Source organism: Micromonospora craniellae (assembly GCF_014764405.1).
Classification (GTDB): Bacteria; Actinomycetota; Actinomycetes; order Mycobacteriales; family Micromonosporaceae; genus Micromonospora; species Micromonospora craniellae.
Genome location: NZ_CP061725.1, coordinates 4,244,782 through 4,270,714 on the forward strand (window position 1 = coordinate 4,244,782; position 25,933 = coordinate 4,270,714).

The 25,933-nt window shown below is 72.2% G+C and carries 20 protein-coding genes and 2 pseudogenes; 13 read left to right on the top strand and 9 right to left on the bottom strand.

The window, feature by feature from the left end:
* Nucleotides 1-5 precede the first annotated feature (5 nt).
* The 4 genes from ID554_RS19295 to thiC all read left to right on the top strand — a co-directional run bounded on the left by ID554_RS19295 (nucleotide 6) and on the right by thiC (nucleotide 4,183).
* On the top strand, nucleotides 6-824 hold the full coding sequence (locus ID554_RS19295) for a thiazole synthase (protein WP_117226217.1): 819 nt from the start codon (nucleotides 6-8) through the stop codon (nucleotides 822-824).
* Between the two features lie 59 nt (nucleotides 825-883).
* On the top strand, nucleotides 884-1,561 hold the full coding sequence (locus ID554_RS19300) for a thiamine phosphate synthase (RefSeq protein ID WP_117226457.1): 678 nt from the start codon (nucleotides 884-886) through the stop codon (nucleotides 1,559-1,561).
* Between the two features lie 222 nt (nucleotides 1,562-1,783).
* A complete protein-coding gene (gene thiD / locus ID554_RS19305) occupies nucleotides 1,784-2,575 on the top strand; it encodes a bifunctional hydroxymethylpyrimidine kinase/phosphomethylpyrimidine kinase (protein ID WP_117226216.1) in 792 nt (263 codons plus the stop codon).
* A 15-nt stretch (nucleotides 2,576-2,590) separates the two neighbouring features.
* Entirely contained in the window at nucleotides 2,591-4,183 is a 1,593-nt protein-coding gene (thiC, locus tag ID554_RS19310) for a phosphomethylpyrimidine synthase ThiC (RefSeq protein ID WP_117226215.1), read from the top strand.
* A gap of 44 nt (nucleotides 4,184-4,227) precedes the next feature.
* Here the strand turns inward: thiC and ID554_RS19315 are convergent, their stop codons facing one another.
* Both ID554_RS19315 and ID554_RS19320 read right to left on the bottom strand, forming a co-directional pair.
* Nucleotides 4,228-6,594, bottom strand: a complete 2,367-nt coding sequence (locus tag ID554_RS19315; protein WP_117226456.1) for a hypothetical protein — start codon at nucleotides 6,592-6,594, stop codon at nucleotides 4,228-4,230.
* A gap of 146 nt (nucleotides 6,595-6,740) precedes the next feature.
* Nucleotides 6,741-7,523 carry an ABC transporter ATP-binding protein gene (locus tag ID554_RS19320; protein WP_117226214.1) on the bottom strand — a complete coding sequence of 261 codons (783 nt, stop codon included), beginning with the start codon at nucleotides 7,521-7,523 and terminating at the stop codon, nucleotides 6,741-6,743.
* Nucleotides 7,524-7,791: 268 nt separating this feature from the next.
* On the opposite strand from ID554_RS19320, the gene ID554_RS19325 reads away from it, so the two are divergent.
* Both ID554_RS19325 and ID554_RS19330 read left to right on the top strand, forming a co-directional pair.
* A complete protein-coding gene (locus ID554_RS19325) occupies nucleotides 7,792-8,814 on the top strand; it encodes an ABC transporter substrate-binding protein (RefSeq protein ID WP_117226213.1) in 1,023 nt (340 codons plus the stop codon).
* Nucleotides 8,815-8,919: 105 nt separating this feature from the next.
* Nucleotides 8,920-9,780 carry an ABC transporter permease gene (locus ID554_RS19330; RefSeq protein WP_117226212.1) on the top strand — a complete coding sequence of 287 codons (861 nt, stop codon included), beginning with the start codon at nucleotides 8,920-8,922 and terminating at the stop codon, nucleotides 9,778-9,780.
* A 6-nt stretch (nucleotides 9,781-9,786) separates the two neighbouring features.
* Here ID554_RS19330 and ID554_RS19335 read toward each other — a convergent pair whose 3' ends face one another.
* Nucleotides 9,787-10,968 (bottom strand): ABC transporter substrate-binding protein, encoded by a 1,182-nt coding sequence (locus ID554_RS19335; RefSeq protein ID WP_117226211.1) that lies wholly within the window; start codon nucleotides 10,966-10,968, stop codon nucleotides 9,787-9,789.
* 448 nt (nucleotides 10,969-11,416) lie between these two features.
* On the opposite strand from ID554_RS19335, the gene ID554_RS19340 reads away from it, so the two are divergent.
* From ID554_RS19340 to ID554_RS19355, 4 genes are all read left to right on the top strand, one after another.
* Nucleotides 11,417-14,512, top strand: coding sequence for a sensor histidine kinase (locus tag ID554_RS19340; RefSeq protein WP_117226210.1), 3,096 nt, complete (start codon nucleotides 11,417-11,419; stop codon nucleotides 14,510-14,512).
* Complete coding sequence (locus tag ID554_RS19345; RefSeq protein WP_117226209.1) at nucleotides 14,509-14,916, top strand: roadblock/LC7 domain-containing protein; 408 nt, start codon at nucleotides 14,509-14,511, stop codon at nucleotides 14,914-14,916. The genes ID554_RS19340 and ID554_RS19345 overlap by 4 nt, the downstream gene beginning before the upstream one ends.
* Before the next feature lie 86 nt (nucleotides 14,917-15,002).
* A complete protein-coding gene (locus ID554_RS19350) occupies nucleotides 15,003-15,368 on the top strand; it encodes a DUF742 domain-containing protein (protein ID WP_117226208.1) in 366 nt (121 codons plus the stop codon).
* Nucleotides 15,349-15,972 (top strand): GTP-binding protein, encoded by a 624-nt coding sequence (locus ID554_RS19355; RefSeq protein WP_117226207.1) that lies wholly within the window; start codon nucleotides 15,349-15,351, stop codon nucleotides 15,970-15,972. Before ID554_RS19350 ends, ID554_RS19355 begins: the two co-directional genes overlap by 20 nt.
* A gap of 51 nt (nucleotides 15,973-16,023) precedes the next feature.
* Here ID554_RS19355 and ID554_RS19360 read toward each other — a convergent pair whose 3' ends face one another.
* The 6 genes and pseudogenes from ID554_RS19360 to ID554_RS19380 form a co-directional block, all read right to left on the bottom strand.
* Nucleotides 16,024-17,112: a uroporphyrinogen-III synthase gene (locus ID554_RS19360; RefSeq protein WP_117226206.1), complete on the bottom strand. Its 1,089-nt coding sequence runs from the start codon at nucleotides 17,110-17,112 to the stop codon at nucleotides 16,024-16,026.
* A complete protein-coding gene (nirD, locus tag ID554_RS19365; protein ID WP_117226205.1) occupies nucleotides 17,113-17,463 on the bottom strand; it encodes a nitrite reductase small subunit NirD in 351 nt (116 codons plus the stop codon).
* Nucleotides 17,460-19,982, bottom strand: coding sequence for a nitrite reductase large subunit NirB (nirB, locus tag ID554_RS19370; RefSeq protein WP_117226204.1), 2,523 nt, complete (start codon nucleotides 19,980-19,982; stop codon nucleotides 17,460-17,462). Before nirB ends, nirD begins: the two co-directional genes overlap by 4 nt.
* Nucleotides 19,979-21,418, bottom strand: coding sequence for an FAD-dependent oxidoreductase (locus ID554_RS19375; protein WP_117226203.1), 1,440 nt, complete (start codon nucleotides 21,416-21,418; stop codon nucleotides 19,979-19,981). The genes nirB and ID554_RS19375 overlap by 4 nt, the downstream gene beginning before the upstream one ends.
* A gap of 76 nt (nucleotides 21,419-21,494) precedes the next feature.
* Nucleotides 21,495-22,112: pseudogene (locus tag ID554_RS33145) on the bottom strand (molybdopterin oxidoreductase family protein); the annotation flags it as partial.
* A 101-nt stretch (nucleotides 22,113-22,213) separates the two neighbouring features.
* Nucleotides 22,214-23,714: pseudogene (locus ID554_RS19380) on the bottom strand (molybdopterin oxidoreductase family protein); the annotation flags it as partial.
* A 155-nt stretch (nucleotides 23,715-23,869) separates the two neighbouring features.
* On the opposite strand from ID554_RS19380, the gene ID554_RS19385 reads away from it, so the two are divergent.
* The 3 genes from ID554_RS19385 to ID554_RS19395 all read left to right on the top strand — a co-directional run bounded on the left by ID554_RS19385 (nucleotide 23,870) and on the right by ID554_RS19395 (nucleotide 25,888).
* Entirely contained in the window at nucleotides 23,870-24,127 is a 258-nt protein-coding gene (locus ID554_RS19385; protein ID WP_117226201.1) for a DUF6364 family protein, read from the top strand.
* On the top strand, nucleotides 24,117-24,410 hold the full coding sequence (locus tag ID554_RS19390) for a type II toxin-antitoxin system PemK/MazF family toxin (RefSeq protein WP_117226200.1): 294 nt from the start codon (nucleotides 24,117-24,119) through the stop codon (nucleotides 24,408-24,410). Before ID554_RS19385 ends, ID554_RS19390 begins: the two co-directional genes overlap by 11 nt.
* A 107-nt stretch (nucleotides 24,411-24,517) precedes the next feature.
* On the top strand, nucleotides 24,518-25,888 hold the full coding sequence (locus ID554_RS19395; protein ID WP_117226199.1) for an MFS transporter: 1,371 nt from the start codon (nucleotides 24,518-24,520) through the stop codon (nucleotides 25,886-25,888).
* The last annotated feature ends 45 nt before the right edge of the window (nucleotides 25,889-25,933 follow it).

Here is a 25,933-nt window from a genome sequence, read left to right on the forward strand (position 1 = left end):
GCGGGATGGACCGCACACCGTCGACGGACGGGCACGAGGTGGACGCCGGGACGAAGGGCTTCGAGCTGGGCGGCGTCCGGTTCTCATCCCGGCTGGTGCTCGGCACCGGCGGGGCCGCGAACCTGCACGTGTTGGAGCAGGCGATCCGCGCCTCCGGCACCGAGCTGGTCACGCTGGCGCTGCGTCGGGTGGACACCGTCGCGGTCGGCTCCGGCGGACTGCTCGACCTGCTGGACCGCTGTGGCGTACGCCTGCTGCCGAACACGGCCGGCTGCTACACCGCCGGTGAGGCGGTGAAGGTGGCGCGGCTGGCCCGGGACGCGTTCGACACCGACTGGGTCAAACTGGAGGTGATCGGCGACGAGCGCACGCTGCTGCCCGACGGGGTGGAGCTGCTGCGGGCCGCCGAGGAACTGGTCGACGACGGGTTCACCGTGCTGCCGTACACCTCGGACGACCCGGTGCTGGCGCGGCGGCTGGCCGACGTGGGCTGCGCGGCGGTGATGCCGGCCGGCGCGCCGATCGGCTCCGGGCTGGGCGTCAACAATCCGCACCACATCCGGTTGATCCGCCAGGACGTGACGGTGCCGGTGATCCTGGACGCGGGCATCGGCACCGCCTCGGACGCGGCCCTGGCCATGGAGCTCGGCTGCGACGCGGTCCTGTTGGCCAGCGCGGTCACCCGGGCGGAGGACCCGGTGGCGATGGCCACCGCGATGCGGTACGCGATCGAGGCGGGCCGCCTCGCGTACGGCGCGGGCCGGATCCCGCGCCGTTTCCACGCCCTCGCCTCCACCCCCGACGACGGTCGACCCGACCTGTGACCCGCGACCTCACCGATCTCGGTGCGAAACCGCCCCTCCAGGGGCCGTTCCGTACCAAGATCCAACCGGTCTCGGGTGTGGTGCTGCTGACGGATCGTCGGTCGGTGCGGGCGGACCTGTGCGATGTGGTGGCGCAGGCGGTGGCCGGGGGAGTGCGGTGCGTGGTGCTGCGTGAGAAGGACCTGCCGCGCGCCGAGCGCCTGGCCCTCGCCGCCGAGCTGCGACCGATCCTGGCCGAGGCAGGCGGCACCCTGATCGTCGCCGGCCCCGACCCGCTCCTGCCCGACACCGAGCCCGCCCCACGGATTCCCAGCATCTTCGGCGGTGCACTCGTCGCGCTCCACCTTCCGGCGGCCGGTCCGTACCCGCCACCCGTCGCCGACCTGGTCGGCCGCTCCTGCCACGACGAGGCGGAGCTGGACCGACTCACCACCGAGGACTATGTGACCCTGTCACCGGTCTTCCCCACCCGCAGCAAACCCGGCTACGGCCCACCGCTGCGCCCCGACGGCCTGGCCGCTCTGGTGAGTCGCAGCCCGGTGCCCGTTCTCGCTCTCGGCGGGATCGAGACTCCCGCCCAGGTCCGCGCCTGCGTGGAGGCCGGCGCCACCGGCGTGGCCGTCCAGGGCGCCATCATGCGCGCCCGAAACCCCCACCAGGTCGCCACCACCCTCACCACCGCCCACCGCCGAACAACCACCCCAGGCTCCGCCCCCACACCCTCGGCCCAGCGATGACCCCCACCGCGTCGGCCTCCCCAGCCCGTCATCCGAGCCCCACCCCGCCAGCTTCCCCAACGCAGGGCACCCGAAGCCGCCCCCGATCCGTCCCGACGGGCGACGACCACGACGGGGCTGCGGCCGACCGTGCCCACGCAGGGATCAAGCCTGACCGCCCGGAGTGGGCACGGTCGGCCGCAGCCCTAAACCGGAACCCCGAACACAGCCAAGAGGAGACACGTGACAACCCCGACAACCGTGCTCACCGTCGCCGGTTCGGACTCCGGTGCCGGTGCCGGCATCCAGGCGGACCTCAAGGTCTTCGCCGCGCTCGGTGCGTACGGCACGAGTGTGCTCACCGCCGTCACCGCGCAGAACACCCGGGGGGTGGACGCGGTGTTGCCGTTGCCGCCGCAGACGGTCAGTGACCAGTTGGACAGCGTGCTCTCCGACTTCACGGTGCGCGCGGTCAAGACCGGGATGCTCGGTACCCCGGCCGTGGCGGGTGCGATCGCCGAGGCGGCGGCGGCCGGTCGGTTGCCGCAGCTCGTCGTCGATCCGGTGCTGGTCGCCACCAGTGGACACCGGCTCGGTGTGGTGGAGGCGGTGGTGCGGCTGCTGCCGTACGCCCGGGTGGCGACGCCGAACAGCGCGGAGGCCGCCGCTCTCACCGGCGCGCCGGTGACCGGCGTGGCGGAGATGACGGCGGCGGCGCGGGCGCTGGCGGCGGGTGGTGCCGAATGGGTGATCGTGACCGGCGGTGACGTGGACACCGGCGACGAGGCGGTGGACGTGCTGCACGGTCCGGACGGTACGACGGTGCTGCGGGCCCCCAGGGTGCCGACCCGGCACACCCACGGCACCGGTTGTTCGTTCTCGGCGGCGACCGCCGTGCGGCTGGCACTTGGCGATCCGGTGCCGGTGGCGGTCGCCGCCGCCAAGGAGTACGTGACCCGCGCGCTGGCCGGTGCGCGGGACTGGGAGTTGGGCGCGGGACGCGGCCCGATGGACCACTTCGGCTGGTCCGCTTAGGCGAGGGAGGCTGTCATGCAGGAACGTCGCAAGGTCTATGTCGAGGGTTCGCGACCGGACGTCCGGGTGCCGTTCGCGGAGGTCGAGCTGACCGGGGACAACCCGCCGGTCCGGCTCTACGACACCGCCGGGCCGGGCTCGGACCCGGAGGTCGGTCTGCCTCCGTTGCGGGGACCGTGGATCGCCGAGCGGGGGGACGTCGCCCCGGTACGCGGTGCCGGCACCCCGTTGGGCGGGGCGGACGGCAAACGGCCGACGCAGCTCGCGTACGCGCGGGCCGGGGTCGTCACCCCCGAGATGGAGTTCGTGGCGATCCGGGAGGGGATGGCTCCCGAGTTCGTCCGGGACGAGATCGCGGCCGGCCGGGCGGTGCTGCCGCTCAACATCAACCACCCGGAGTGCGAGCCGGCGATCATCGGCAAGGCGTTCCTGGTCAAGGTCAACGCCAACATCGGCACGTCGGCCGTGACGTCCTCGGTGGCCGAGGAGGTGGAGAAGCTGACCTGGGCGACCCGATGGGGCGCGGACACCGTGATGGACCTGTCCACCGGTAAGCGGATCCACGAGACCCGCGAGGCGATCGTGCGCAACTCGCCGGTGCCGATCGGCACGGTGCCGATCTACCAGGCGTTGGAGAAGGTCGGCGGCGACCCGGTGAAGCTGAGCTGGGAGGTGTTCCGGGACACCGTGGTCGAGCAGGCCGAGCAGGGCGTGGACTACATGACGGTGCACGCCGGGGTGCTGCTGCCGTACGTGCCGCTGGCGGTCGACCGGGTGACCGGCATCGTGTCGCGGGGCGGTTCGATCATGGCGGCCTGGTGCCTGGCGCACCACGAGGAGAACTTCCTTTACACGAACTTCCGTGAGCTGTGCGAGATCCTGGCCCGGTTCGACGTGACGTTCTCGCTCGGTGACGGCCTGCGGCCCGGCTCGATCGCGGACGCCAACGACGAGGCGCAGTTCGCCGAGTTGCGGACGCTGGGCGAGCTGACCCGGATCGCCTGGGAGTACGACGTACAGGTGATGATCGAAGGCCCGGGTCACGTGCCGATGCACAAGATCAAGGAGAACGTGGACCTCCAGCAGGAGTGGTGCCACGAGGCGCCGTTCTACACGCTCGGTCCGCTGACCACCGACATCGCGCCCGCGTACGACCACATCACCTCGGCCATCGGCGCGGCGATGATCGGCATGTTCGGCACCGCCATGCTCTGCTACGTGACGCCCAAGGAGCACCTGGGGCTGCCCGATCGCGACGACGTGAAGGCAGGGGTCATCGCGTACAAGATCGCGGCGCACGCGGCGGACCTGGCCAAGGGGCACCCGGGTGCCCAGGCCTGGGACGACGCGCTCTCCAAGGCACGGTTCGAGTTCCGGTGGGAGGACCAGTTCAACCTCTCGCTCGACCCGGAGACGGCACGGTCGTACCACGACGCGACGCTGCCCGCCGAGCCCGCCAAGACCGCGCACTTCTGTTCGATGTGCGGGCCGAAGTTCTGCTCCATGAAGATCAGTCAGGATCTCAAGGAGTACGCCGCCCGGGGGATGCAGGACAAGTCCGACGAGTTCGTCGCCTCCGGCGGGCGGGTCTACCTGCCGCTGGCCTGACCGTCGCGGCTGGACGGGCCGCTGCTACTCGCGACGGGCCGCTGCTACTCGCGGTGGTGCCGGCCGGTCGGCCGCAGTCGGCGGCGCGGCTCCTTCAGCAGCGGCTCGTCGTCGACCGACGGGCGACCGAGCCCGGCCACCCAGTCCATGTACTCCTCGTCCTGCGCGGCCAGCGGTTCCTCCTGCTCCGCGGTGTCGGGCTCCGCATGGCGGGGTCGGCTGCGCCGGAACAGGCCCCGACGGCCCTTCTCGCGGTCGTGCTCCGGCGGGGCCGGCTCAGCGCGCGGGGCGGGCGGCTTGCTGAACGCGGCCGACAGGTCGCGGGCGGCCGCCGCCGGGTCGGTGGAGACGACCGGTTCCGCGCTGGCGAAGGCCGCCGAGATGTCCCGCGCGGCGGCCGCCGGGTCGGGCTCGGCACCGGCGGTACGGGAGTCTGTCCGGTCGGTGCCACCGTCCGGGCTCGACGCTCCGACGTCGCCCGGCTCGGTCGATGGCGTGACCCTGTCCGCCGGCTCGGTCGGTGACGTGGCGTCGCCCGGCTGGGTCGGTGGGTTGGCCTCGTCCGCCGGCTCGGGTCGGCGGGTCGGCGCGAAGGCGTTCCAGGTCGCCGTCGTGTGTACGGCGGGCCGCAGGCGCTGGTGCCAGGTCGCGGTCTCCGGCGTCGGTCCCTCAACCGGACCGGCGGCCGGTGTCGTCGCGCCGTCCGGCGGACCGACGCTGGTCGGCACGTCGTCGGCGGCGGGGGCGTCGACCACCGGAGCCGGACCGAGGTCGGCCGCAGGCGCTACGGCTGCGGTGCCGGGGCGATCGGCGGACCCCGTACCGCTCGCCGACGGCATTCCGCTGCGGGGCGTGGGCGTGCGCTCGGTCGGGCTCTGACCTGCGGTTGGGCTCGGAGCTTCAGGTCGGCCGGTGGGCCCGGTCGGGGCCGGCGTGGCCCGGTTCGGGGCCGGGGCGGCCCGGTTCCGAACCTGCGCCGAAGGTCGCGTCGCGCGGCCACGCCGGGATGCGGGTGCCGGTTCCGCCGTGGACGACGCCGGCGTGAAGTCGCCGCCGTCACCGACCGGTGCGGTTCCGGCCGCGTCAAGATCAGCGGTTCCGGCCGCGTCAAGATCAGCGGTGCTGGCCGCGTCAAGATCAGCGGTGGGGGAGTCAGCGGAGGCGGTGCCAACGGAGGCAGTGTCGGCGGAGGGGGCGACGGCGGTCGGTGCCGGTGCGGTTTCGCCGTCGATGGTCGGGCCTGCGGCGATCGGAATGCCGGTACCCGTACCCGGCGTGGTGCCGGATGCCGGGTCGATCGGCGGTCGCCCCGGTGCGCCGGGCGCGGTGGGCTCACCCGGCCAGTCCCAGTGGGGTGGCGACGCGTGCGCGCCGGTGGCCGACAGGTCCGGGCCGGTGGGCGTACCGCCGGGCGGGTCGGCCACGACGACGGTCCCGGCGGCGGCGGGCTCCGGGCCGGCCGGCCGGCCGGCCGCCGTCGGCAGGGCGGGGGTGGCCGGCAGGGGCGGCAGGATCGCGGTCGGCTCGATGGCGGTCTCGGTGGTTCCGGCGGTGCCACGGTCGAGGACGGCGAGGGGGACCAGCGCAGCGGCGGCCGAGCCGAGGACACCGACCGCGACCGCGATCAGGGCGCCGTAGTAGGGCGCGATCTGGTATCGGTCGCTCGCGTCGCCGGGGCCGGCGGCCAGGTAGGCGAACGCCACCAGGATCGGCCCGGCCACTCCGCTCGGTCCACTGACCAGTGGCGGCTGCCCGCGCCACCGGGCCAGGGCGCCGGTCGCGGCACCGGCCAGCAGGCTGATCAGCGGCAGGAGCAGCAGAGCCAGGCGCTGCGCCGCGTCGGCGGTGAGCCAGGTCGGTTCCAGGACGCCGAGGCGTACCGGGGTCAGCGGCCCGCTCGCACCGAGCGCCGGTGCCACGGACAACAGCGCCAGCAGCCACATCGTGGCGGCGACGCCGGCCATGTTCCCGGCGAAGCTCGGCCGGATCAGGGCGGCCAGCGCGGCGCCCGCGCCGACCACCGCACCGAGTACGGCGCAGATGGCCACGGCCCAGACCGGGTCGACCGAGACGAGTTCGGCACCGCGTGCCGGTCGCATGCACAGCGGTGCCACCACGGTGGCGCCCAGCGCGGCGCTGCCCGCCACGGCCACTTGGTGGCCGGTGCCGGTGAGCCCACCGGCACGGCCGGCGAGACGCTCGGTGAGCACTGCTCCGACGACGGCGGCGTTCGCCGCGAACCAGCCGGCCCAGACGAGTTGGGCCGGCCACTGGTTGACAGTGGCGTCGGTGAAGGCGCCAGTGAGGCGGATGATGCCGAAGCCGAAGGCGACGCCCAGCTGACCGGCTGCGGCCAGCAGGCTGACGCCGAACGCTGTGAGCAGTAGCCGGCTCAAGGTCCGATGGGCCATGGTCGGCACGTTACGGTCCGTGGCGACCGATCGCCACCGGCGCGCCGTGCGGACGACCGGCACCTGCGCCCGGCAGGTCTACGTGAGCGCGACCGGCCGGGCCTGCTCCGAGTCGATGTGGCTCGGTGCGGACGGTGACCCGGAGTTCACCTCTCCGTGCCGGCGGTCGCCGGGTGGTCCCGCTCCATCAGTAGCTCGTGCAGGTCGGCGCTGACCTGGGCGACCTCCGCCAGGTGCGCGTTGCGGCCGAGGGTGCGGGGCCGAGGGATGGCCACGTCGACGATCTTGCGGACCCGCCCGGGGCGCGGACTGAGCACGACCACCCGGTCCGCCAGCAGCACCGCCTCGTCGATGGAGTGGGTGACGAAGACGACCGTGGCGCGGCTGCGCATGTGCACCCGTTGCAACTCGCCGGACAGTTCCTCCCGGGTGAGTGCGTCCAGGGCGGAGAAGGGCTCGTCCATCAGCATCACGCGGGGATCGCCGATCAGCGACCGGCACAGCGACACCCGCTGCTGCATGCCGCCGGACAGTTCGTGCGGCAGCCGCTTCTCGAAGCCGGCCAGGCCGGCCACGTCGAGTAGCCGCCGGGCACGGTCCCGGTAGTCGGCGCGCTTCCAGCCGAAGATCTCCACCGGCAGCAGGACGTTGTCCAGCACCGTGCGCCAGGGCAGCAGGGCCGGCCGTTGGAACAACATGGCGATGTCGCGGCGCGGTCGAGTGATCGGCTCGCCACTTACGGTGACCTGGCCGGAGGTGACCGGAATCAGGCCGGCGATCAGTCGCAGCAGGGTCGACTTGCCGCAGCCGGAGCGACCGAGCACCGCGATGAACTCGCCTTCGGCCACGTCGAGATCGATGCCGCGCAAGGCCTCTACGCGGCCACTACGGCCGTCGAAGGTGCGCGACACCTCGGACAGGCGGATCATCCGGCGGCCTCCCCCGAGTGGGTAGTCAGGAATCCGCCAAAGGTTAGCGGTCTCTGCCCTTATCGCACTGTCCGGGGGCGGAGGTGAGTTGTATCCGTTCCGCAACCCGGTACACCTGGCGTCGCAAAGGTGAGGTTCTCGTACGCTGTGCCCGCGAAGAGTCCCCTCGATACGCGGTGTCGGCTTCCGTTCCCCCGGCTGCCGGTGCCGCCCAACATCCCCTCCCGGAGGCCCGCGACGCCCCGGTGGGAAAGGACAAGGTGCACAGATGAGAAGGCTCACCCGTACGGTCGCCGCGGCCACGATGGCCACCGCGCTCGCGCTGGTCTCCGCGTGCAGCAGCGGCTCGGACGACACCGGTGAGAACGTCGGCTCGTCCCTGGAGAAGGTGACGTACCTCACCTCGTTCGGCAACTTCGGGCGTGACTCGTACGCCTGGGTGGCGAAGGAGAAGGGCTTCTTCAAGGACGCCGGCTTCGACGTCGAGATCAAGCCCGGCCAGGGCACCAACGGCGTCATCCAGACGATCGTCGGCGGCCAGGCGCAGTTCGGCCCGATCGACCTGACCGGTGGGCTGCTCGCGCTCGGCAACGGGCAGGCCAAGGACTTCGTCGCCGTGGCGGCGATCCAGCAGCGCACGATGGCCGCCATCGCCACGGTCGAGGGCACCGGCATCAGCACGCCGAAGGACCTGGAGGGCAAGAAGCTCGCGGACACCCCCGGCTCGGTCGTCCGCAACCTCTTCCCGACGTACGCGCGGATGGCCGGTATCGACTACGAGAAGGTGACCTGGGTCAACGGTGACGCCCAGACCCTGATGGGCACGCTTGCCTCCGGGTCCGTGGACGGGATCGGCCAGTTCGTCGTCGGTCAGCCCACCATCGAGGCGGTGACCAAGAAGAAGGCCGTCCTGCTGCCGTACAGCAATGTGATGCAGGACCTCTACGGCATGGTGCTGATCACCTCGAAGCAGGTCGCCGGTGAGAAGCCGGAGATGGTCAAGCGGTTCACCGGGGCCCTGCTCAAGGGGCTGGAGTACGCCCTGGAGCACCCCGACGAGGCCGCCGAGATCCTGGCCAAGAACGTCGAGGCCGTGGTGCCTGCCGCCGCCTCCGCCGAGCTTCAGCTGATGGCCGGGTACGTGCGATCCAGCAACTCCGGGACCGCGCTGGGCACGCTGGACAGTGGACGGGTGGCCAAGAGCATCGCGATCCTGCGTGGCGCCGGCACCCTGGAGTCCGACCTCAGCCCGGACCAGATCATCGACTTCGACCTGGCACCCAAGGCCTGAGTCCGACCAGTCAGCACCAGTTTCACCCCGGGGTACGCCGTGCCGGTCAACCGGTCCGGCGTACCCCGATCCCGCGTCTGACCACCCGAACCGCAGGAGGATCCGATGACCGACGTCCGCTCACGGCAGCCGGAGGCGGCACCCGCCTCCGAGCCGTCCCCGGCCGCACCGAGCGGCCGGCGGTGGCGGCCGGGAGACCTGCGGGACGGCATCACGGCCGTGCTGCTGCCGGCCGCCGGCCTGCTGGTCGCGTTCGGTGTGTGGTGGCTGGTCGCCCGGTGGGGGTTGGTCCACCCGGCCGCCCTGCCGCCGCCCGGTGACGTGCTGACCGCCTACCGCCTGGGACAGGACCGGCTGCTCGAACACACCGTCACCACCACCGGCGAGATCCTGCTCGGCTTCCTGCTCTCGGCGGTGGCGGGTGTGCTGATCGGCCTGTCGCTGGCCGCCTCGCGGACGGTCGAGCGGATGTTCACCCCACTCCTGGTCGCCATCAACGCGGTCCCGAAGATCACTTTGGGGCCGCTGCTGGTGGTGGCGCTTGGTTGGGGGCCGAAGCCCATCCTGACGATGGTCTTCCTGCTCTGCTTCTTTCCGATCGTGCTCTCCACCGCGACCGGCCTGACCACCACCTCGTCCGAGTTGGCCGAGTTGGTCCGGTCCTGGAACGCCTCCCGCTGGCAGGCGTTCCGCAAGGTCCGCTTTCCGGCCGCGCTGCCGCAGATCTTCGTCGGGCTCAAGGTCGCCATGCCGCTGGCCGCGATCGGCGCGGTGATCGGCGAGTTCCAGGCCGGTGAAGGTGGTCTCGGCTTCGTCATCCAGCAGTACGCGGGCATCGGCGATACCGCCACGGCGTGGGCGGCGATCATCCTCGTCGCCCTGGTCAGCATCCTGCTGTACGCCGTGCTGGTGCTCGTCGAGCGTCGCAGCCTGCCGTGGGTACGCGAGACCACCTCCAGCCGCTGAGCCCGATCAGCTCGCCAGGCGCCACCGGCCGTTACGGGCGACCAGCGTGGTGAGCGCCTGCGGCATCAGCCCCGAGTGGTTGTCCGGCGTCATCCGGATCGGCCCGGACAGGCCGTCCAGCTGGGACGTCTCCAGCACGTCGCGGAGAGCGTCGCGGTTCACCTGTCCGGCCGGTCCGCCGGAGCGCAGCTCGGCGTCGGCGATGAGCTGGACGGCGTCCGCGGCGAACGACGACGAGCCGTGGTAGCCGCCGAAGCGGGCGGTGTAGTCCTGGAACCACTGGCGGCGGGCGGCCTTCGCGGGGGTGGTGGCGATGACGTCGTCGATCACCATGGTCTGGGTGAACACCAGGGTTGCCCGCTCCGCCGCCTTGGAGGCCGACCCGAGGAAGAGGTCACCGGCCGCCGCGGCGTCGAGGAACAGCGCCCCGCCGAAGCCGGCCCGCTTCACCGCGCCGGCGGCGAGCATCGCCTGCTCCGGCGAGGTCCAGACGATGATCCCCTCCGGGCTGGCCGCGGACAGGGTGTTGGCCTGCCGGTCCACCTCGGTGTCCGTGGCCCGGACCGAGGACTGGGCCACCACCCGGATGTCGGCGTTGTCGAACTCGCGTTGCAGCGCGGTGACACCCTCCCGGCCGTACGTGTCGTCGGTGTGCAGAATGCCGACCGTGTCGATGCTGCGGCGGCGCAGTTCGACAGTGAGCGCGTCGGCGCTGTCGGCTGCGTTCGGTGCCAATTTGAACACGTACCGTCGTTCTGCGACCGGACTGGTGATCGCGCCCGCCGCGGCGAGCGCGATGGTCGGGATCTGCTTTTCGTTGATGGTGCGTACCGCGCCGACCGCGCATTCGTTGCAGCCGCCCATGATGATGGCGCTGACCCGCGAATCGTTGCTGAAGTCCGCGATGTTTCGCAGCGACTCGCTGGCGTCGGAACGATTGTCCTTCAACAACAGCTCGATCGACCGGCCGTTCAGCGCACCCGAGGCGTTCAACTGCTCGACCTTGAGTTCCAGCGCCTGCCGGTACGCCTTGCCGGCCCCGGCCGCAGCTCCGGATAGCTCCAGGTCGGCGGCGATGACGATCGGGCTCGTGTCCCTCGCCTCTCCGCCGAACTGGCAGCCGGCGAGCATGGAGGCCAGCAGGGTCGATGCGAGCGCCGTGGCGGTCGCGGAGCGGAAGGGGGTCAACTCAGTCCTCCTGGTGCGGCGCGGGCGGGGCCCGGTCACTGGTGGCGGCGACCGTCCTCAGTGGATTATTGGGAAGGGTCTGCCGTACCGTGTGCGCGAAGCCTGCAAAACCTTGCCAATGCCGGGCGCTGCGGTCAAGCGGGACCACTGGCGGCGTTTCGGGACGCTGATCCCACATGTTGGCGTAACCAGATGTTTTCCGTTGCTCACTGTGGCGACATGCCTCGCCACTCTGGAGTTACATGCCCTGTTCAGGGGTGCTGTGGAAATGTAGGTATTAGTTGATTGGATCACGGGATGCAGGACGTCCGACCGATTCCTGCCCGCCTGCGGCTTCCCAAACACGATCTCGTCTGATGAAATCGCGGCCGTGCCGCGCGTGGCGCTGGCCGTCGCTCCATGCACGGATCGACGGGCCAGGCGTGGAGAAAACGACGGAGGCGATGTCGTGAGCACCGGACCGACGACCCTGCCCGCCAGCGGTGACGCCGTGCCGAAGGCGCCTCGCCGCCTGTTCCGGCTGCGTGACGCGCGGATCCGGTCGAAGCTGGCGCTGATCCTGGTCGTGCCGGTCGCCGCGGTCATCGCGCTGGCCACCGTCCGTCTCGTCTCCGTCGGCGAGGGCGCGTACGACGCCACCCAGGCGCGGTCGCTGACCGCGCTCTCCATCAACATCTCCGCGCTCACCAACGACCTGCACGCCGAACGGATGGCGGCGGCGGCCTACCTGGCCCAGCCGCAGCCGCAGGCCGACGCGTACAACCTGCGGGTCCGGCAGACCCAGCAGCGGATCGACGCGTACCGCGCGGAGCGGTCCAAGGTCGGTGAGGTACCCAGCGCGGTCGGTGACCGCCTGAAGGTCATCGACACGCACCTGGACACCCTGGACGGCACCCGGCAGGAGGTGCTCGACCGCTCGCAGATGGAGGTCGCCGAGGCGGCCCTGCGGTACGGCGTGGTCCTGGCCGACCTGGTCTCCTACGGCGACGGTCTGGCCCAGCTGCCGGGCGAGGAACAGCTGGCCGACAGCCGCCGCGCGGTGGCCGCCTTCGCCCGCGCGAAGGCCGCCGTCGCCGAGGAGGGGTCGATCGTGTTCACCGCGCTGAGTCGGGGCCGGCTGGACAACGAGCAGTTCTCCGCGTTCGTGGCCACGCTGACCGGGCAGCAGGAGGCGCTGCTGGCCTTCTCACTGGCCGCCAACCCGGCCCAGCGGGCCCTGGTCGAGAGCACCGTCTCCGGTGACGCGGTGGTGCTGGCCGACCGGATCGCCACCGACATCAGCCGGTCGGTGGGGAACCGCTCGCCGATCAGCGCCCAGGACGCCACCGCGGCGATCGGCGCGGTCAACGAGCTGATGCGCTGGGCCGAGATCGAGCTCCAGGACCAGCTGCTCGCCCAGGCCGAGCAGGCCCGTACGGACGTCATCCGTCAGGCCATCGTCGAGTCGACGCTGGTGCTGCTCACCCTGATCATCGCGGTGACGCTGGCCGTGGTGCTGGCCCGTTCACTGAACCACTCGCTGCGCCGGCTGCGTGAGGGTGCGCTCTCGGTGGCCAACCACGACCTGCCCGAGGCGGTGCGCCGGCTCCAGGGCATGGGCAACGTCAGTGACGGCAGCGTCGACGAGATCGTCCGCGAGGTGCGGGACCCGATCCAGCTCAACAACCGCGACGAGGTGGGACAGGTCGCCCTGGCCTTCAACGTCGTACACCGGGAGGCGGTCCGGGTCGCGGCCGAACAGGCGGCCCTGCGGACGAGCGTCTCGGCGATGTTCCTCAACCTGGCCCGGCGCAGTCAGACCCTGGTCGACCGGATGATCGGCGAACTCGACGCGATCGAGCGTGGCGAGGAGGACCCGAAGCGGCTCGCCCAGCTCTTCGAGCTCGACCACCTCGCCACCCGGATGCGTCGCAACGACGAGAATCTGCTCGTGCTGGCCGGCGCGGACTCGGCCGTGCCCCGCCGCGACGACGCGTTGCTGGTGGACGTGCTGCGCGCCGCGCAGTCCGAGGTGGAGCTCTACAACCGGATCGAGTTCGGCACGGTCGACACCGACGTCTCGGTGGCCGCGCACGCGGTCAACGACGTGGTGCGGTTGGTGGCCGAGTTGCTCGACAACGCCACCCGCTTCTCGCCGCCGAACACCACCGTGGTCGCCGACGGCCGCCGCATCCGCGACTACGTGCTGATCCAGATCGAGGACCGGGGCCTCGGCCTCAGCGACGAGCAGCTCGACTCGCTCAACCGGCGGCTCGCCGCGCCGTCCACCGTCGACGTGGCCGCCTTCCGGCTGATGGGTCTCGCGGTGGTCAGCCGGCTCGCGGCCCGGTACGGCATCCGGGTCGAGCTGCGCCGCAACGTCGAGGGTGGCACCGTGGCGCAGGTCACCCTGCCTGCCTCGACGGTGATCCTGCCGAGCCTGCGGGGCCGCGACCAGATCACCCGGCCTCGCCAGCAGCTCGCCGTCGAGCAGACCCCGGCGCCGCCGCCCCCCGCAGAGCCGCTCACCGGCGCCGGTCGGACCAACCTCGCCACGTTGACCGAGCAGTGGCGCAACAACAGCCCCTCCTCGGCACCGTGGCCGGCCGCGAACCCGGCCCCGGCACCGGAGACCCCGCCGGCCCGTAGCGCACCGCCCGCCTTCTCCGGCTTCAACGCCGGTACGCCGACGGTCTCCCAGCCGGCGTTCGACCCGCTGCCGCAGCGGAACGTGCCGCCTGCCGCCCGACCCGACCCGGTCGCACCGGTGCTGCCGGTCGGTCCGGTCGCCGGGGCGCCGATGAGCGCGCCCACCGCGTTCGGCGTGGGTGCCCCCACGCAGAACGACACTCCCTTCCGTGGCCTGGGCGCCAGCCTGGCAGCTACCGCGCCGCAGGCCACCGCACCGATCACCGCCCCGCCGGAACCACAGGCCGAGGCGCCGATCTTCCGCGAGATGGAGGCGGTCTGGTTCCGTTCACACGGCAACGACGCCACCGCCATCTTCAGCCGACCGCAGTTCGACGAGCCGCCGCAGCCGGCCGCCGGCCCACCCACGCCGGCCGTCGAGCCGACTCGGGGACGGAGCCCGTTGCCCACTCGTACGCCCGGTGCGGCAGCCGCCGCGACACCCGCGCCACCGCCGTCGTCGTACCACTCGCCGCCGGCCGCTTCCACCGCGACGACCGCCGCGACCACCCCGCTGCCGACGGTGACACCGGCTGCCGCGCCGCCACCGCCTCCGCCGGCCACGCCGCCTCCGCCGGCCACGCCACCGGCGTCGGAATCCGACGCCTGGCGGACCGCGGCCGACGACGGCTGGTCGCGGGCCAGCCGCGCGGCCGAGCCGACCCCGTCCGGTACCACCCGGTCCGGACTGCCGAAGCGGGTGCCGCAGCAACAGCTCGTCCCCGGTGGGATCGAGCCCCGCAACGGACGTGAACGCAGTCGTCGCACGCCGGACGAAGTACGCGGTCTGCTCTCGGCCTACCACCGTGGCGTGCAGCGCGGACGGACGGCCGGATCGACCCAGGACAGCACCTCGACCAAGGAGACGAGCCGATGAACAGGCCAGCGGCCATGCAGGACATGGGTTGGCTGCTCACCAACTTCGCCGACAGCGTGGCGGGTATCGCTCACGTGGTGGCGGTGTCCGCCGACGGACTGCTCCTCGCTTCCTCCCGTGACCTGCCCGGGGACCGGGCGGAGCAGCTCGCCGCGATCACCTCCGGCGTGGTGAGCCTGACCGAGGGCGCCGCGCGGATGTTCAGCGCGGGCGGGGTGCTGCAGACGGTGATCGAGATGGACAGCGGTTACCTGTTCCTGATGTCGATCAGCGACGGCTCGTCGATGGCGGTGCTCGCGGCGCGTAGCTGCGACGTCGGGCAGGTGGGCTACGAGATGGCACTGCTGGTCGAGCGGGTCGGCGCGGCGCTGGTGCCGCTGCCCCGGGACGCGGTGCGGTCATAACAGGGACAGCACCGGCGCAACCCCGCGCCGGTACGGAGGAGATCCGGTGGCGCCATGCCGGCGGAGGGGAGAGGAGGTGATCGCGGATGGAGCAACATCGACGTGACCCGCGGGGGGCGCTGGTGCGGCCGTACGCGGTCACCCGGGGACGGACCGAGCCGCGGCAGGACATCGCCCTGGAAGCGGTGCTGGTAGCCAGCCCCACCCAGATCGCCGAGTCGCGGTTTGCCGGGCATGACAAGCATCGCATCGCCATGGTTTGCGAGAGCCGGCCCGAATCGCTGGCGGAAATCGCCGCGTACACCCGGCTACCGCTGGGTGTCGCCCGGGTGTTGGTCGCCGACATGGTGGCCGAGGGCCTGTTGACGCTACAGACGGCCGCTCCCGCCACAGGTTTCGAGGAGCGGATGGAAATGCTGGGAAGGGTGCTGAGTGGACTTCGCGAGCTATGACCCCGCCGGGGCCCGCCAGAGCCGGGGAATCATCTCCGCGAAGATCGTCGTCGCGGGTGGCTTCGGTGTCGGCAAGACCACGTTGGTCGGCGCGATCTCGGAGATCACGCCGCTGACCACCGAGGCGGTGATGACTGCGGCGGGTGTCGGCATCGACGACCCGTCCAAGGTGCCGGGCAAGGAGACCACCACGGTCGCCATGGACTTCGGCCGGATCACCATGGCGCAGGACCTGATCCTGTACCTCTTCGGCACACCCGGGCAGACCCGGTTCTGGTTCATGTGGGACGAGATCATTCGGGGCGCGGTGGGTGCCACGGTGCTGGTGGACACCCGCCGGATCACCGACGCGTTCGCACCGCTGGACTACTTCGAGAGCCGGCGGCTGCCGTACGTGGTGGCGCTCAACCGGTTCGACGGCGCGCAGCAGTACGAACTGGAGGAGGTCCGCGAGGCGCTGGCCATCTCGCCGGACGTGCCGCTGGTGCTGACCGACGCCCGGCAGCGCGACTCCGTCAAGCGGGTGCTGATGACCGTCGTCGAGCACGCCATGGCGCGGTTGCAGGCCGAGCACGACCGGGGCTTCCCGACCCCGGTCGGCTGAGTCGTGACGGGAGCCCGCCGGTGCGAACCACCGGCGGGTTTCCGCATGCGGTCAGTCGACGCGCAGCCGGTAACCGCGCTTGACGACCGTCTGCACCACCCGGGGGGCCTTCAGCCCGGCCCGCAGCCGGGCCACCGCCATCTCCACCGCGTGCTCGTCGGCGCCGCGTGGCAACGTCCGCAGCAGGGCGGTACGCGACAGCACCCGCCCCGGGGTCTGGGCGAGTGCCCGCAGCACCGCCATCGGCGCCGGGGCCAGCGGTCGCAGCTCACCGTCCATCACCGCCGCATGCCCACGCAGAGTGAGCAGGTGCCCGGCGGCCTTGATGGTGACCGTCCGACGGGGCAGTTCGTCGACGATGGTGCGGACCAGCGCACCCAGCCTCGCCCGGCTCGGCGCGCTCACCGGTACGCCCCGTCGCACCAGCGGCTCGGCGGTGACCGGGCCGACGCAAATGGCCAGCACGTCACCGCGCAGGGCGTCCAGCACCGTCTCCGTGCGGTCACCGGCGGCCCGCAGCAACGCCTCCGCAGCGGGTGCCGAGGTGAACGTGACCGCGTCCACCAGTCGGCCGGCCACCAGGTCGACCAGCCGGTGCAGCGGGGCCGGGTCGGTCGGTGGCGCCCACCGGTAGACCGGGATCTCGATGACCGTGGCTCCGGCGTCCTCCAGCGCGCGGGTGCACTCCGGTTGCCGCTCGCCGTGCAACTGCATGGCGATCACCTGCCCGGCCACGCCCCGCCGACGCAGGTGGTCGACCACCTCGTCGCAGCTCTCCGACTCCGGGGACCACTGGTCGTACAGTCCGGCGGCCCGGATCGCGCCCCGGGCCTTGGGGCCCCGGGCCACCACGTACGCGCCGCCGAGGACCGAGCGCAACGGCTCGGCCAACCCCCAGCCCTCGGCGGCCTCCAGCCACCCGCGCATACCGATCCCGGTGTTGGCCATCAGCACGTCCGGCGGCCGGTCCAGGCAGGTACGGGTCGCCTCGCGCAACTCGGTGTCGTCGGCGAGCGGCACGATCCGCAGGGCGGGGGCGAGCACCACCCGGGCACCGCGCCGTTGCAGTAGCGCGGCGAGTTCGTCCCGCCGCCGGTCGGCGGTCACCCCGATGGTGAAGCCGGCCAGTTCCTCGCCCATTCACCCCTCCTGTCGCAGCCGCACCTCGACCAGACCGTTCCGGCAACGGATCTCGTGCCGGGTCACGGAGACGCCGGGCAGGTCGAGACAAACCCCCGTACGCAGGTCGTACACCTGCTTGTGCAGCGGCGACGCGACCGTGGGCACGCCCTGCCGGCTGCCCACGATCCCCCGGGACAGCACGTACGCCTCGGCGACCGGATCGCGGTTGTCGATCGCGTACAGCCCGTCCCCGGTGCGGAAGATCGCCACCTGCGCCCCGTCGACGAGGGCGGCGACGCCCCGGTCCGGGTCCAGCCGGTCCAGCGGGCAGACCACGTGCCAGCGCAGCGTCGTCGTCGCGGTGCTCATCGCCGTACCTCCGGCAGGCCGAGGGTGACCGGTTGGCGGCCGTCGGGTGAGGGTGACCGGCCGCCGACCGGTACGGGTTGTCCGCGTTCGGTGCCGAAGGTGATCGACGGGTCGGGTACGTCCGGCGCGTTCACGAACGAGGTGAACCGGCGTAGCCGGTCCGGGTCGTCGAGCACGTCCCGCCATTCGTCCGAGTAGGACGTGACGTGCCGGGCCATCGCGGCCTCCAGGTCCGCGCAGAGACCGAGCGAGTCGTCCACGATCACCGACCGGAGGTGGGCGAGTCCGCCTTCCATCGCCTCGATCCAGGCGGCGGTGCGTTGCAGCCGGTCGGCGGTGCGGACGTAGTACATCAGGAACCTGTCGATCAGCGTGATCAACGCCTCGGTGGACAGGTCGGTGGCGAACAGGTCGGCGTGCCGGGGCCGGAAGCCGCCGTTGCCGCCGACGTAGAGGTTCCAGCCGGTCTCGGTGGCGATGATGCCGAAGTCCTTGCTGCGCGCCTCGGCGCACTCGCGGGCACAGCCGGAGACCGCTGACTTGATCTTGTGTGGGGCACGGAGTCCCCGGTAGCGCAGCTCCAACGCGACGGCGAGCCCGACCGCGTCCTGCACCCCGTACCGGCACCAGGTGGCGCCCACGCAGGACTTCACCGTGCGCAGCGCCTTGCCGTACGCGTGCCCGGACTCGAAACCGGCGTCGACCAACCGGCGCCAGATCTGCGGCAACTGGTCGACCCGCGCGCCGAACAGGTCGATCCGCTGCCCGCCGGTGATCTTCGTGTAGAGCCGGAAGTCGCGGGCCACCTTGCCGATCACGATCAGCTTCTCCGGGGTGATCTCGCCGCCCGGGATCCTCGGCACCACCGAGTAGCTGCCGTCGCGTTGCAGGTTCGCCAGGAAGTGGTCGTTGGTGTCCTGCAAGGACGCCTGCTCGCCGTCGAGAATGTGCCCGCCGCCGAGCGAGGCGAGGATCGAGGCGACGACCGGCTTGCAGATGTCGCAGCCCCGCCCCCGACCGTGCTCGGCGATCAGCCGGGAGAACGTCCGGATGTCGCGTACCCGGACGATGTCGAACAGCTCCTGCCGGCCGACATCGAAGTGCTCGCACAGCGCCCGGGACTGGACCACACCGGCCGCGTCGAGCAACTGCTTGAGCATCGGCACGCAGGAGCCGCAACTGGTGCCGGCCCGGGTGCATGCCTTCAACGCGGGCACGTCCGCGCAGCCGGCCGCGATCGCCGCGTCGACGTCGCCCCGGGTGACCGCGTTGCAGGAGCAGACCTGGGCGGACGCGGGCAGCGCGCTCGCCGCCGCACCCGCCGCCTGCTCGGGGGCGAGCAGCGCAAGCGGTACGGCCGGCAACGGCCCGCCGACACTGGCCCGCAACGTCGGGTACGCCGACGCGTCGCCCACCAGCACCCCGCCGAGCAGCGTCGTCGCGTCGTCGGAGAGGACCAGCTTGGCGTAGACCCGGGTGGCCGGATCGGTCCAGGTCACGTCCAGGCAGCCCGGCGTGGTGCCGTGCGCGTCACCGAAGGAGGCCACGTCGACGCCGAGCAGCTTGAGCTTGGTGGCGGTGTCCGCGCCCGGGAAGGTGGCCTCCCCGCCGACCAGCCGATCGGCCACCACCTCGGCCATCGCGTACCCGGGGGCGACCAGCCCGTAGCAGGTGCCCTGCACCGCAGCACACTCGCCGACCGCGTAGATCCGCTCGTCGGAGGTCCGGCAGGCGTCGTCGACCAGTACGCCGCCGCGCGGGCCGACCTCCAGCCCGACCGCGCGGGCCAGCTCGTCACGAGGCCGGATGCCGGCGGCCACCACCACCAGGTCGGTGTCGAGCAGCGTGCCGTCGGCCAGCTCCAGGGCACCGACCGCGCCGTCCTGGCCGGGCCGCAACGCGGTCGTCGCCATCCCCAGGTGACAGGCCACGCCCAGCTCCTCGACGTAGCGGCGCAGCATCGCGCCACCGGCGGTGTCGACCTGCACCGGCATCAGCCGGGGCGCGAACTCCACCACGCGGGTGGCCAGCCCGAGCAGGCGCAGCGCGTTCGCCGCCTCCAGGCCGAGCAGACCGCCGCCGATCACCGCGCCGGTCCGTCGGCCCCGCGCGTGCTCGCGGATCGCCACGAGGTCGTCCAGCGTCCGGTAGACGAACACACCCGGCAGGTCCGTACCCGCCACCGGCGGCACGAACGCCGACGACCCGGTGGCCAGGACCAGCACGTCGTACGGGTGCTCGCCGGTCGCCGTGGTCACCACCCGACGGGTCCGGTCCACCCCGGTGGCCGGCTCGCCGAGGCGCAACTCGACCCCGTCGTACGGGGTGTGCAGGTTCAACTCGTCCGCGTCAGCTCCGTCGAAGTACGCGGAGAGCCGCACCCGGTCGTACGCGGGTCGGGTCTCCTCGGCGAGCACGGTGACCCGCCACCGCCCCTGCGGATCGCGCGACCGCACCGCGTCGACGAACCGTTGCCCGACCATGCCGTTGCCGATCACGACCACGTTGCCGCCGGTCATCGTCCCACCTCCACCGGATCCGATCTGGACAACCAGTCGACGATGCCGGCGACCGCGTCGCGGCAGCCGCCGCAGCCGGTGCCGGCCCTGGTCCCGGCGACGACCTCGTCGACCGTGCGGGCTCCGCCGCGCCAGCAGGCCACCAGGGCGCCCTTGCTGACCGTGTTGCACTGGCACACCGTGGCCGCGTCCGGCATCAGCGCCGGGGACGCGGCCGGGGTGGCGACGGCGCCGCCGAGCGACCGGCCCAGCAGTAGCGCCCGCCGGTCGGCGGGGACCGGTTGACCCCGGTCGAACAGCTGTACCACGGTGCCCACCGAGGGGTTGTCGCCGAGCAGGATCGCCCCGGCCAGCCGCTCGTCGTGGATCCGCAACCGCGCGTACGTGCCACGGGCCGGGTCGGCGAAGGTCAGCTCCTCACCGGGGCCACCGGTCGGGTCACCCATCGAGGCGAGATCGATGCCGGCTGCCTTGAGCCGGGTCACCACCGGCCGGGGCCGGTACCGGGCCGACGGATCCTCCCCGGTCAACAACTGGGCGACCACCCGGGCCTGTGCCCAGGCCGGTGCCACCAGCCCGTTCGGCGAGGTGCCGTGCTGCGCGCAGTCGCCGATCGCCGAGATCCGTGGGTCGCCGGTACGCAGCCGGTCGTCGACCAGCACACCCCGGTCCACCGCCAACCCGGCCGCCTCGGCCAGGGCGGTCTCCGGGCGTACCCCGCAGGCGAGCACCAGCAGGTCGGCGTCGAGAACCCGGCCGTCGGACAGCTCCAGGCGTACCCCGGTGGCGTCGGCCGCGAGCGCCGTCGGAGTGACGGCCAGATGGGTGGTCACCCCCAGGTCGGCGAGCGTGCCGGCGAGCATCGTGGCGGCCGCCGCGTCGAGCTGCCGCTCCATCAGGTACGGCACCCGGTGCACGACCGCGACGTCGAGCCCTCGGGCGGCCAGGCCCCGGGCCGCCTCCAGGCCGAGCAGCCCGCCACCGAGCACCAGCGCCCGCCGGGCACCCCCGGCCACCGCGACGATGCGCCGACAGTCGTCCAGGGTGCGGAACGCGATCACCCGGTCCGGCAGTCGCGCCGGGTCGAGACCGGGAAACGGCGGCACCACCGCCCGAGCGCCCGTGGCGAGGACCAGATGGTCGTAGCGGATCCGGTCACCGTCGTCGGTGCCTACCTCCCCGGCGGCGCGGTCGACGGCCCGGACCGTGACTCCGGTCCGTACGTCGACACCCCGTCCGGCGGCCTCCGCCAACTCCACGTCCAGCTCGTTGATCTTGCCGGTGAGCAGCGTGGACAGCATGATCCGGTTGTACGCCCGGTGCGGCTCCGCCCCGAGCACGGTCACCTTCAGATCCCCGCCCCGCCCGCGCAGCTCACTCGCCAACCGGGCACCGGCCATCCCGTTGCCGACCACGACCACCCGATCGTTGCTCATGCCGACACTCCGCTTCGCTCCGCGTCGTCATAAGGCGTGATCGCGCTGTGCTGCTGATTCGCTCGCTGTCGCTCGCTCATGACGACACTCCGCTTCGCTCCGCGTCGTCCTGAGCGGCCTTCTCCAGGCGTACGGCGCAGATCTTGAATTCGGGCATGCCGGAGATCGGGTCGACCGCGTCGTTGGTGACGGAGTTGGCGCGTGCCGCGCCGGCCCAGTGGAACGGCGCGAAGACCGTGTCCGGCCGGATCGCGGGGCTGAGCCGGGCGGGCGCCCGGAACTCACCCCGCCGGGAGACCACCCGGACCGGTTCACCGTCGGCCACCCCGAGGCGACCGGCCAGGTCGGGGTGCAGCTCCACGAACGCCTCGGGGGCGGCGCGGCGCAGCGCGGCCACCCGGCGGGTCTGGGTGCCCGACTGGTACTGGGCGAGGACCCGGCCGGTGGTGAAGTGCAGCGGGTACTCCGGACAGATCTCCTCGGCCGCCGGCCGGTGCTCCACCGGGTGGAACCGGGCCAGCCCGTCCGGGGTGGCGAACCGGTCCGCGAAGAGTCGGGGCGAGTCCGGCTCGTCACTGCGCGGGCAGGGCCAGAACACCCCGTCCGTCTCGTCGATGCGGTCCCAACTGATCCCGGCGTAGTCGGCGAGCCCGCCCGCCGAGGCCCGCCGCAGCTCCTCGAACACCGCCTGCGGATCCGCCGCCGGACGCTCACCCGCCGCCGCACCCGGCTTCGATGTTAGGAGGGGTCCCTTGCTATGCACGAGGCGATAGGAAGGGACCCTTCCTTTCACAGCTAGGCGGGTGGTGAGGTCGGCGAGGATGGCGAGGTCGGTGCGGACGCCGGTCGGCGGGGGGCGTAGCGCACGACGGCGCAGCACCCGTCCCTCCAGGTTGGTCATGGTGCCGTCCTCCTCGGCCCACTGCGCGGTGGGCAGCACCACGTCGGCCAGCGCGGCGGTCTCGGAGAGCAGGAAGTCCGCGACGACGAGCAGGTCCAGGTCGCGCAGCCGGCTCTCGATCCGGGTCGCGCGCGGCGCGGAGACCACCGGGTTGGAGCCGAAGACCAGCAACGCCCGGGGCCCGTGCGTGGTGCCCAGCGAGTCGAGCAACTGGTACGCCGGCACACCCGCCCCGGGCAGCTCGTGCGCGGGTACGCCCCAGACCTCCGCGACGTGCGCCCGGGCCTCCGGATCGTCGATCTTGCGGTACCCGGGGAGCTGGTCGGCCTTCTGCCCGTGCTCCCGGCCACCCTGGCCGTTGCCCTGCCCGGTCAGGCAGCCGTACCCGGAACCGGGCCGGCCGGGCAGGCCGAGGGCGAGCGCCAGGTTGACGAAGGCGGTGACCGTGTCGACACCCTTGGCGTGCTGTTCCGCGCCCCGGGCGGTGAGGACGATCGCCCGTTCGGCGGTGCCGAGGGCGCGGGCGGTCGCCTCCAGGTCGGCCACCGGTACGCCGGAGAGCGCCTCGGCCCGGGCCGGCCACCAGCCCGCCACGGTGCGGAGTACGTCGGTGAAGCCGCTGGTGCGGGTGGCGACGTACGACCCGTCGACGTAGCCCTCGGTCAGCGCGATGTGCAGCAACGCGTTCGCCACCGCCAGGTCGGTGCCGGGCAGGGGTTGCAGGTGCAGGTCCGCCTGCCGGGCGGTGGCGGTGGCTCGCGGGTCGACCACGATCAGCGTGCCGCCGCGTTGTCGCTGCTCGGTCAGCCAGCGCACCAGCGGCGGCATCGTCTCGGCCGGGTTCGCGCCGACCAGCAGCAGGGTGTCCGCCCGGCCCAGGTCGGCCAGCGGGAACGGCAGTCCCCGGTCGACGCCGAAGGCGCGCATGCCGGCAGCGGCGGCCGAGGACATACAGAACCGTCCGTTGTAGTCGATGTGCCGGGTACGCAGCGCCACGCGGGCGAACTTGCCCAGCGCGTACGCCTTCTCGTTGGTGAGCCCGCCGCCGCCGAAGACGGCGACGGCGTCGCGGCCGTGCCGCCGCTGCACCTCGCCCAGTCCGGTGGCGATGCGGTCCAGCGCAGCGTCCCAGCTCGCCGGTTGCAGCCGACCGGTGGCCGGGTCGCGCAGCAGCGGGGTGGTCAGCCGGTCGGGGTGGTCGAGCAGCTCGGCGGAGGTCCAGCCCTTCTGGCAAAGGCCGCCCCGGTTGGTCGGGAAGTCCCGGGGGAGCACGGAGATCCGGTCCTCCTCCTGGCGCAGGGTCATCCCACACTGGAGGGCGCAGTACGGGCAGTGCGTCGTCACCTCCCGGGGTGCTTGCCCCGTTCGAGTTGCCGGCCGTGCACCGTCTGTCATGTCGGCAAAGCGTGCCGTTGGGCGGTTTCCGGGCGGCGTCTCGTCTGTTTCGGCCCTGTCAAGAGCGCCTCACACCGCACGTCGGCTGCGCGCGGGGTCGCGGGATCTGCAATGATGGATGACTGGTGGTCATACCAGCGGGTAGTCTGACCGGCATGACAGCCAAGGTGACTCTGTCGTTCTCGGACGAGACGATCGCGGAGGCCCGGCGGTTCGCCAAGCGCGAAGGGCTCTCCCTGTCAGCCTGGATGGACCAGGCGGCCCGGGAGAAGGCCCTGCGTGAGGTCTTCGCGGCACACGCCGCCGCGGTCGGGCGGGCGGGGCTGGACCTGGAGTCGGCCTCGCTGGCCGACGCGCAGGAGGTGGGCATGGTCGACGACCTGCTCTTCGGCGGTCGCCCGCGTGCTGCGTAGGGGCGAGGTCTGGCGGATCGCCGGGGCCCGCGAGCGGCTCGGGCTCGTGATCAGCTCGGACGTCTACAACTCCACCGCAGTACCCATCGTGATCGTCGCCGAGGTGGTCGAGGCGGCGTTGCTGCGCGACTCGCCCCTGGCGGTGTCGATGGGCGGCTGGGTGGTGATGCCGGACCGGATCTCGTCACCGATGAAGAAGTGGTTCGCCGAGTGCGTGGACGTGGCCGACGTCGAGACCATGCGACACATCGACCGGGCCCTGCGCATCCTCCAGCAACTCTGAACCGGCGCGTTCCTCACCACCGGCGCGCGTCGCCGGTGCGCTCCCCGTTGCGCCGTCGACCCAGAGGGCGAACGCCACGGTAACGCTCGATTCCTAGCTTCGGCGCCATGACCACCACGAGCGCGCGACCCGAGGTTATCGAGGACAAGCAGGACCTGGACCGCCGGCCCGGTCGATGGATCGGGCACTGGGCGCCGGAGGATCCGGGATTCTGGCGTACGACCGGCAGCCGGACCGCCCGGCGCAACCTCATCTGGTCGATCTTCGCCGAACACATCGGTTTCTCGGTGTGGCTGCTGTGGAGCATCGTCGTCGTCCGGCTCGGTGACGCCGGTTGGCAGTTGACCACCAGCCAGGCGCTCTGGCTGACGGCCGTACCGAGCGGAGTGGGAGCGCTGCTGCGGTTGCCGTACACCTTTGCCGTGCCGGTCTTCGGCGGACGGAACTGGACGGTCGTCTCCGCGCTGTTGCTGATCGTGCCCTGCGCCGGCCTGGCCTGGGCGGTAGAGCATCCGGAGATCGGCTTCCTGCCGCTGCTGCTGATCGCGGCCAGCGCCGGGTTCGGTGGCGGCAACTTCGCCTCCAGCATGGCCAACATCTCCTTCTTCTATCCGGAACGGGAGAAGGGCTGGGCGCTGGGCCTCAACGCGGCCGGCGGCAACATCGGCGTGGCGGTGGTGCAGTTCCTGGTGCCGCAGGTGATCGTGCTCGGCGGTGGGCTCGTGCTGGCGCGGGCCGGGCTGATGTACATCCCGCTCGCGGTGATCGCCGCGGTCTGCGCGTACCTGTTCATGGACAACCTGGTCGAGGCCAAGGCCGACGTGGGGCCGGTCTGGTCGTCGCTGTGGCACCGGGACACCTGGATCATGTCCCTGCTCTACATCGGCACCTTCGGCTCGTTCATCGGCTACTCGGCGGCCTTCCCGACGCTGCTCACCTCGGTGTTCGGGCGTCCGGACACCGCGCTGGCCTGGGCGTTCCTCGGCGCTGCGGTGGGCTCGTTCTGCCGGCCGTTCGGCGGTCGCCTGGCCGACCTCGTCGGCGGCGCCCGGGTCACGGTGGTCAGCTTCGTCCTGATGGCCGTCGGCGCCCTGGCCGCCCTCTGGTCGGTGGAGCGACGCAGCATGGCCGTCTTCTTCGCGGCCTTCCTGCTGCTCTTCGTCGCCACCGGGGTGGGCAACGGCTCGACCTACCGGATGATCAGCAAGATCTTCCGGGTCAAGGGCGAGGACCTGGGCGGTACCCCGGAGGTGATGTTGGCGATGCGCCGGCAGGCCGCCGGGGCGCTGGGCATCATCTCCGCGGTCGGTGCCTTCGGCGGCTTCCTGGTGCCGATCTGTTACGCCTGGGCCAGGTCGACCTACGGCGGTATCCAGCCCGCACTGCGCTTCTACGTGGGCTTCTTTCTGGTGCTGCTGGCGGTCACCTGGGTGGCGTACCTGCGACCGGGGTCCCGGATGGCGCGGGCGCGGGTCTGAGGGGGTATCGTCCGCCCGTCCGGCGCGCCCGCCGGACCCCGTTTT

Coding starts and splice junctions, on each gene's coding strand:
- ID554_RS19295 (WP_117226217.1), top strand. CDS start 6: ATGGACCGCACACCGTCGACGGACGGGCACGAGGTGGACGCCGGGACG.
- thiC (WP_117226215.1), top strand. CDS start 2,591: ATGCAGGAACGTCGCAAGGTCTATGTCGAGGGTTCGCGACCGGACGTC.
- ID554_RS19315 (WP_117226456.1), bottom strand. CDS start 6,594: ATGGCCCATCGGACCTTGAGCCGGCTACTGCTCACAGCGTTCGGCGTC.
- ID554_RS19320 (WP_117226214.1), bottom strand. CDS start 7,523: ATGATCCGCCTGTCCGAGGTGTCGCGCACCTTCGACGGCCGTAGTGGC.
- ID554_RS19325 (WP_117226213.1), top strand. CDS start 7,792: ATGAGAAGGCTCACCCGTACGGTCGCCGCGGCCACGATGGCCACCGCG.
- ID554_RS19330 (WP_117226212.1), top strand. CDS start 8,920: ATGACCGACGTCCGCTCACGGCAGCCGGAGGCGGCACCCGCCTCCGAG.
- ID554_RS19345 (WP_117226209.1), top strand. CDS start 14,509: ATGAACAGGCCAGCGGCCATGCAGGACATGGGTTGGCTGCTCACCAAC.
- ID554_RS19350 (WP_117226208.1), top strand. CDS start 15,003: ATGGAGCAACATCGACGTGACCCGCGGGGGGCGCTGGTGCGGCCGTAC.
- ID554_RS19360 (WP_117226206.1), bottom strand. CDS start 17,112: ATGGGCGAGGAACTGGCCGGCTTCACCATCGGGGTGACCGCCGACCGG.
- nirD (WP_117226205.1), bottom strand. CDS start 17,463: ATGAGCACCGCGACGACGACGCTGCGCTGGCACGTGGTCTGCCCGCTG.
- nirB (WP_117226204.1), bottom strand. CDS start 19,982: ATGACCGGCGGCAACGTGGTCGTGATCGGCAACGGCATGGTCGGGCAA.
- ID554_RS19375 (WP_117226203.1), bottom strand. CDS start 21,418: ATGAGCAACGATCGGGTGGTCGTGGTCGGCAACGGGATGGCCGGTGCC.
- ID554_RS19385 (WP_117226201.1), top strand. CDS start 23,870: ATGACAGCCAAGGTGACTCTGTCGTTCTCGGACGAGACGATCGCGGAG.
- ID554_RS19395 (WP_117226199.1), top strand. CDS start 24,518: ATGACCACCACGAGCGCGCGACCCGAGGTTATCGAGGACAAGCAGGAC.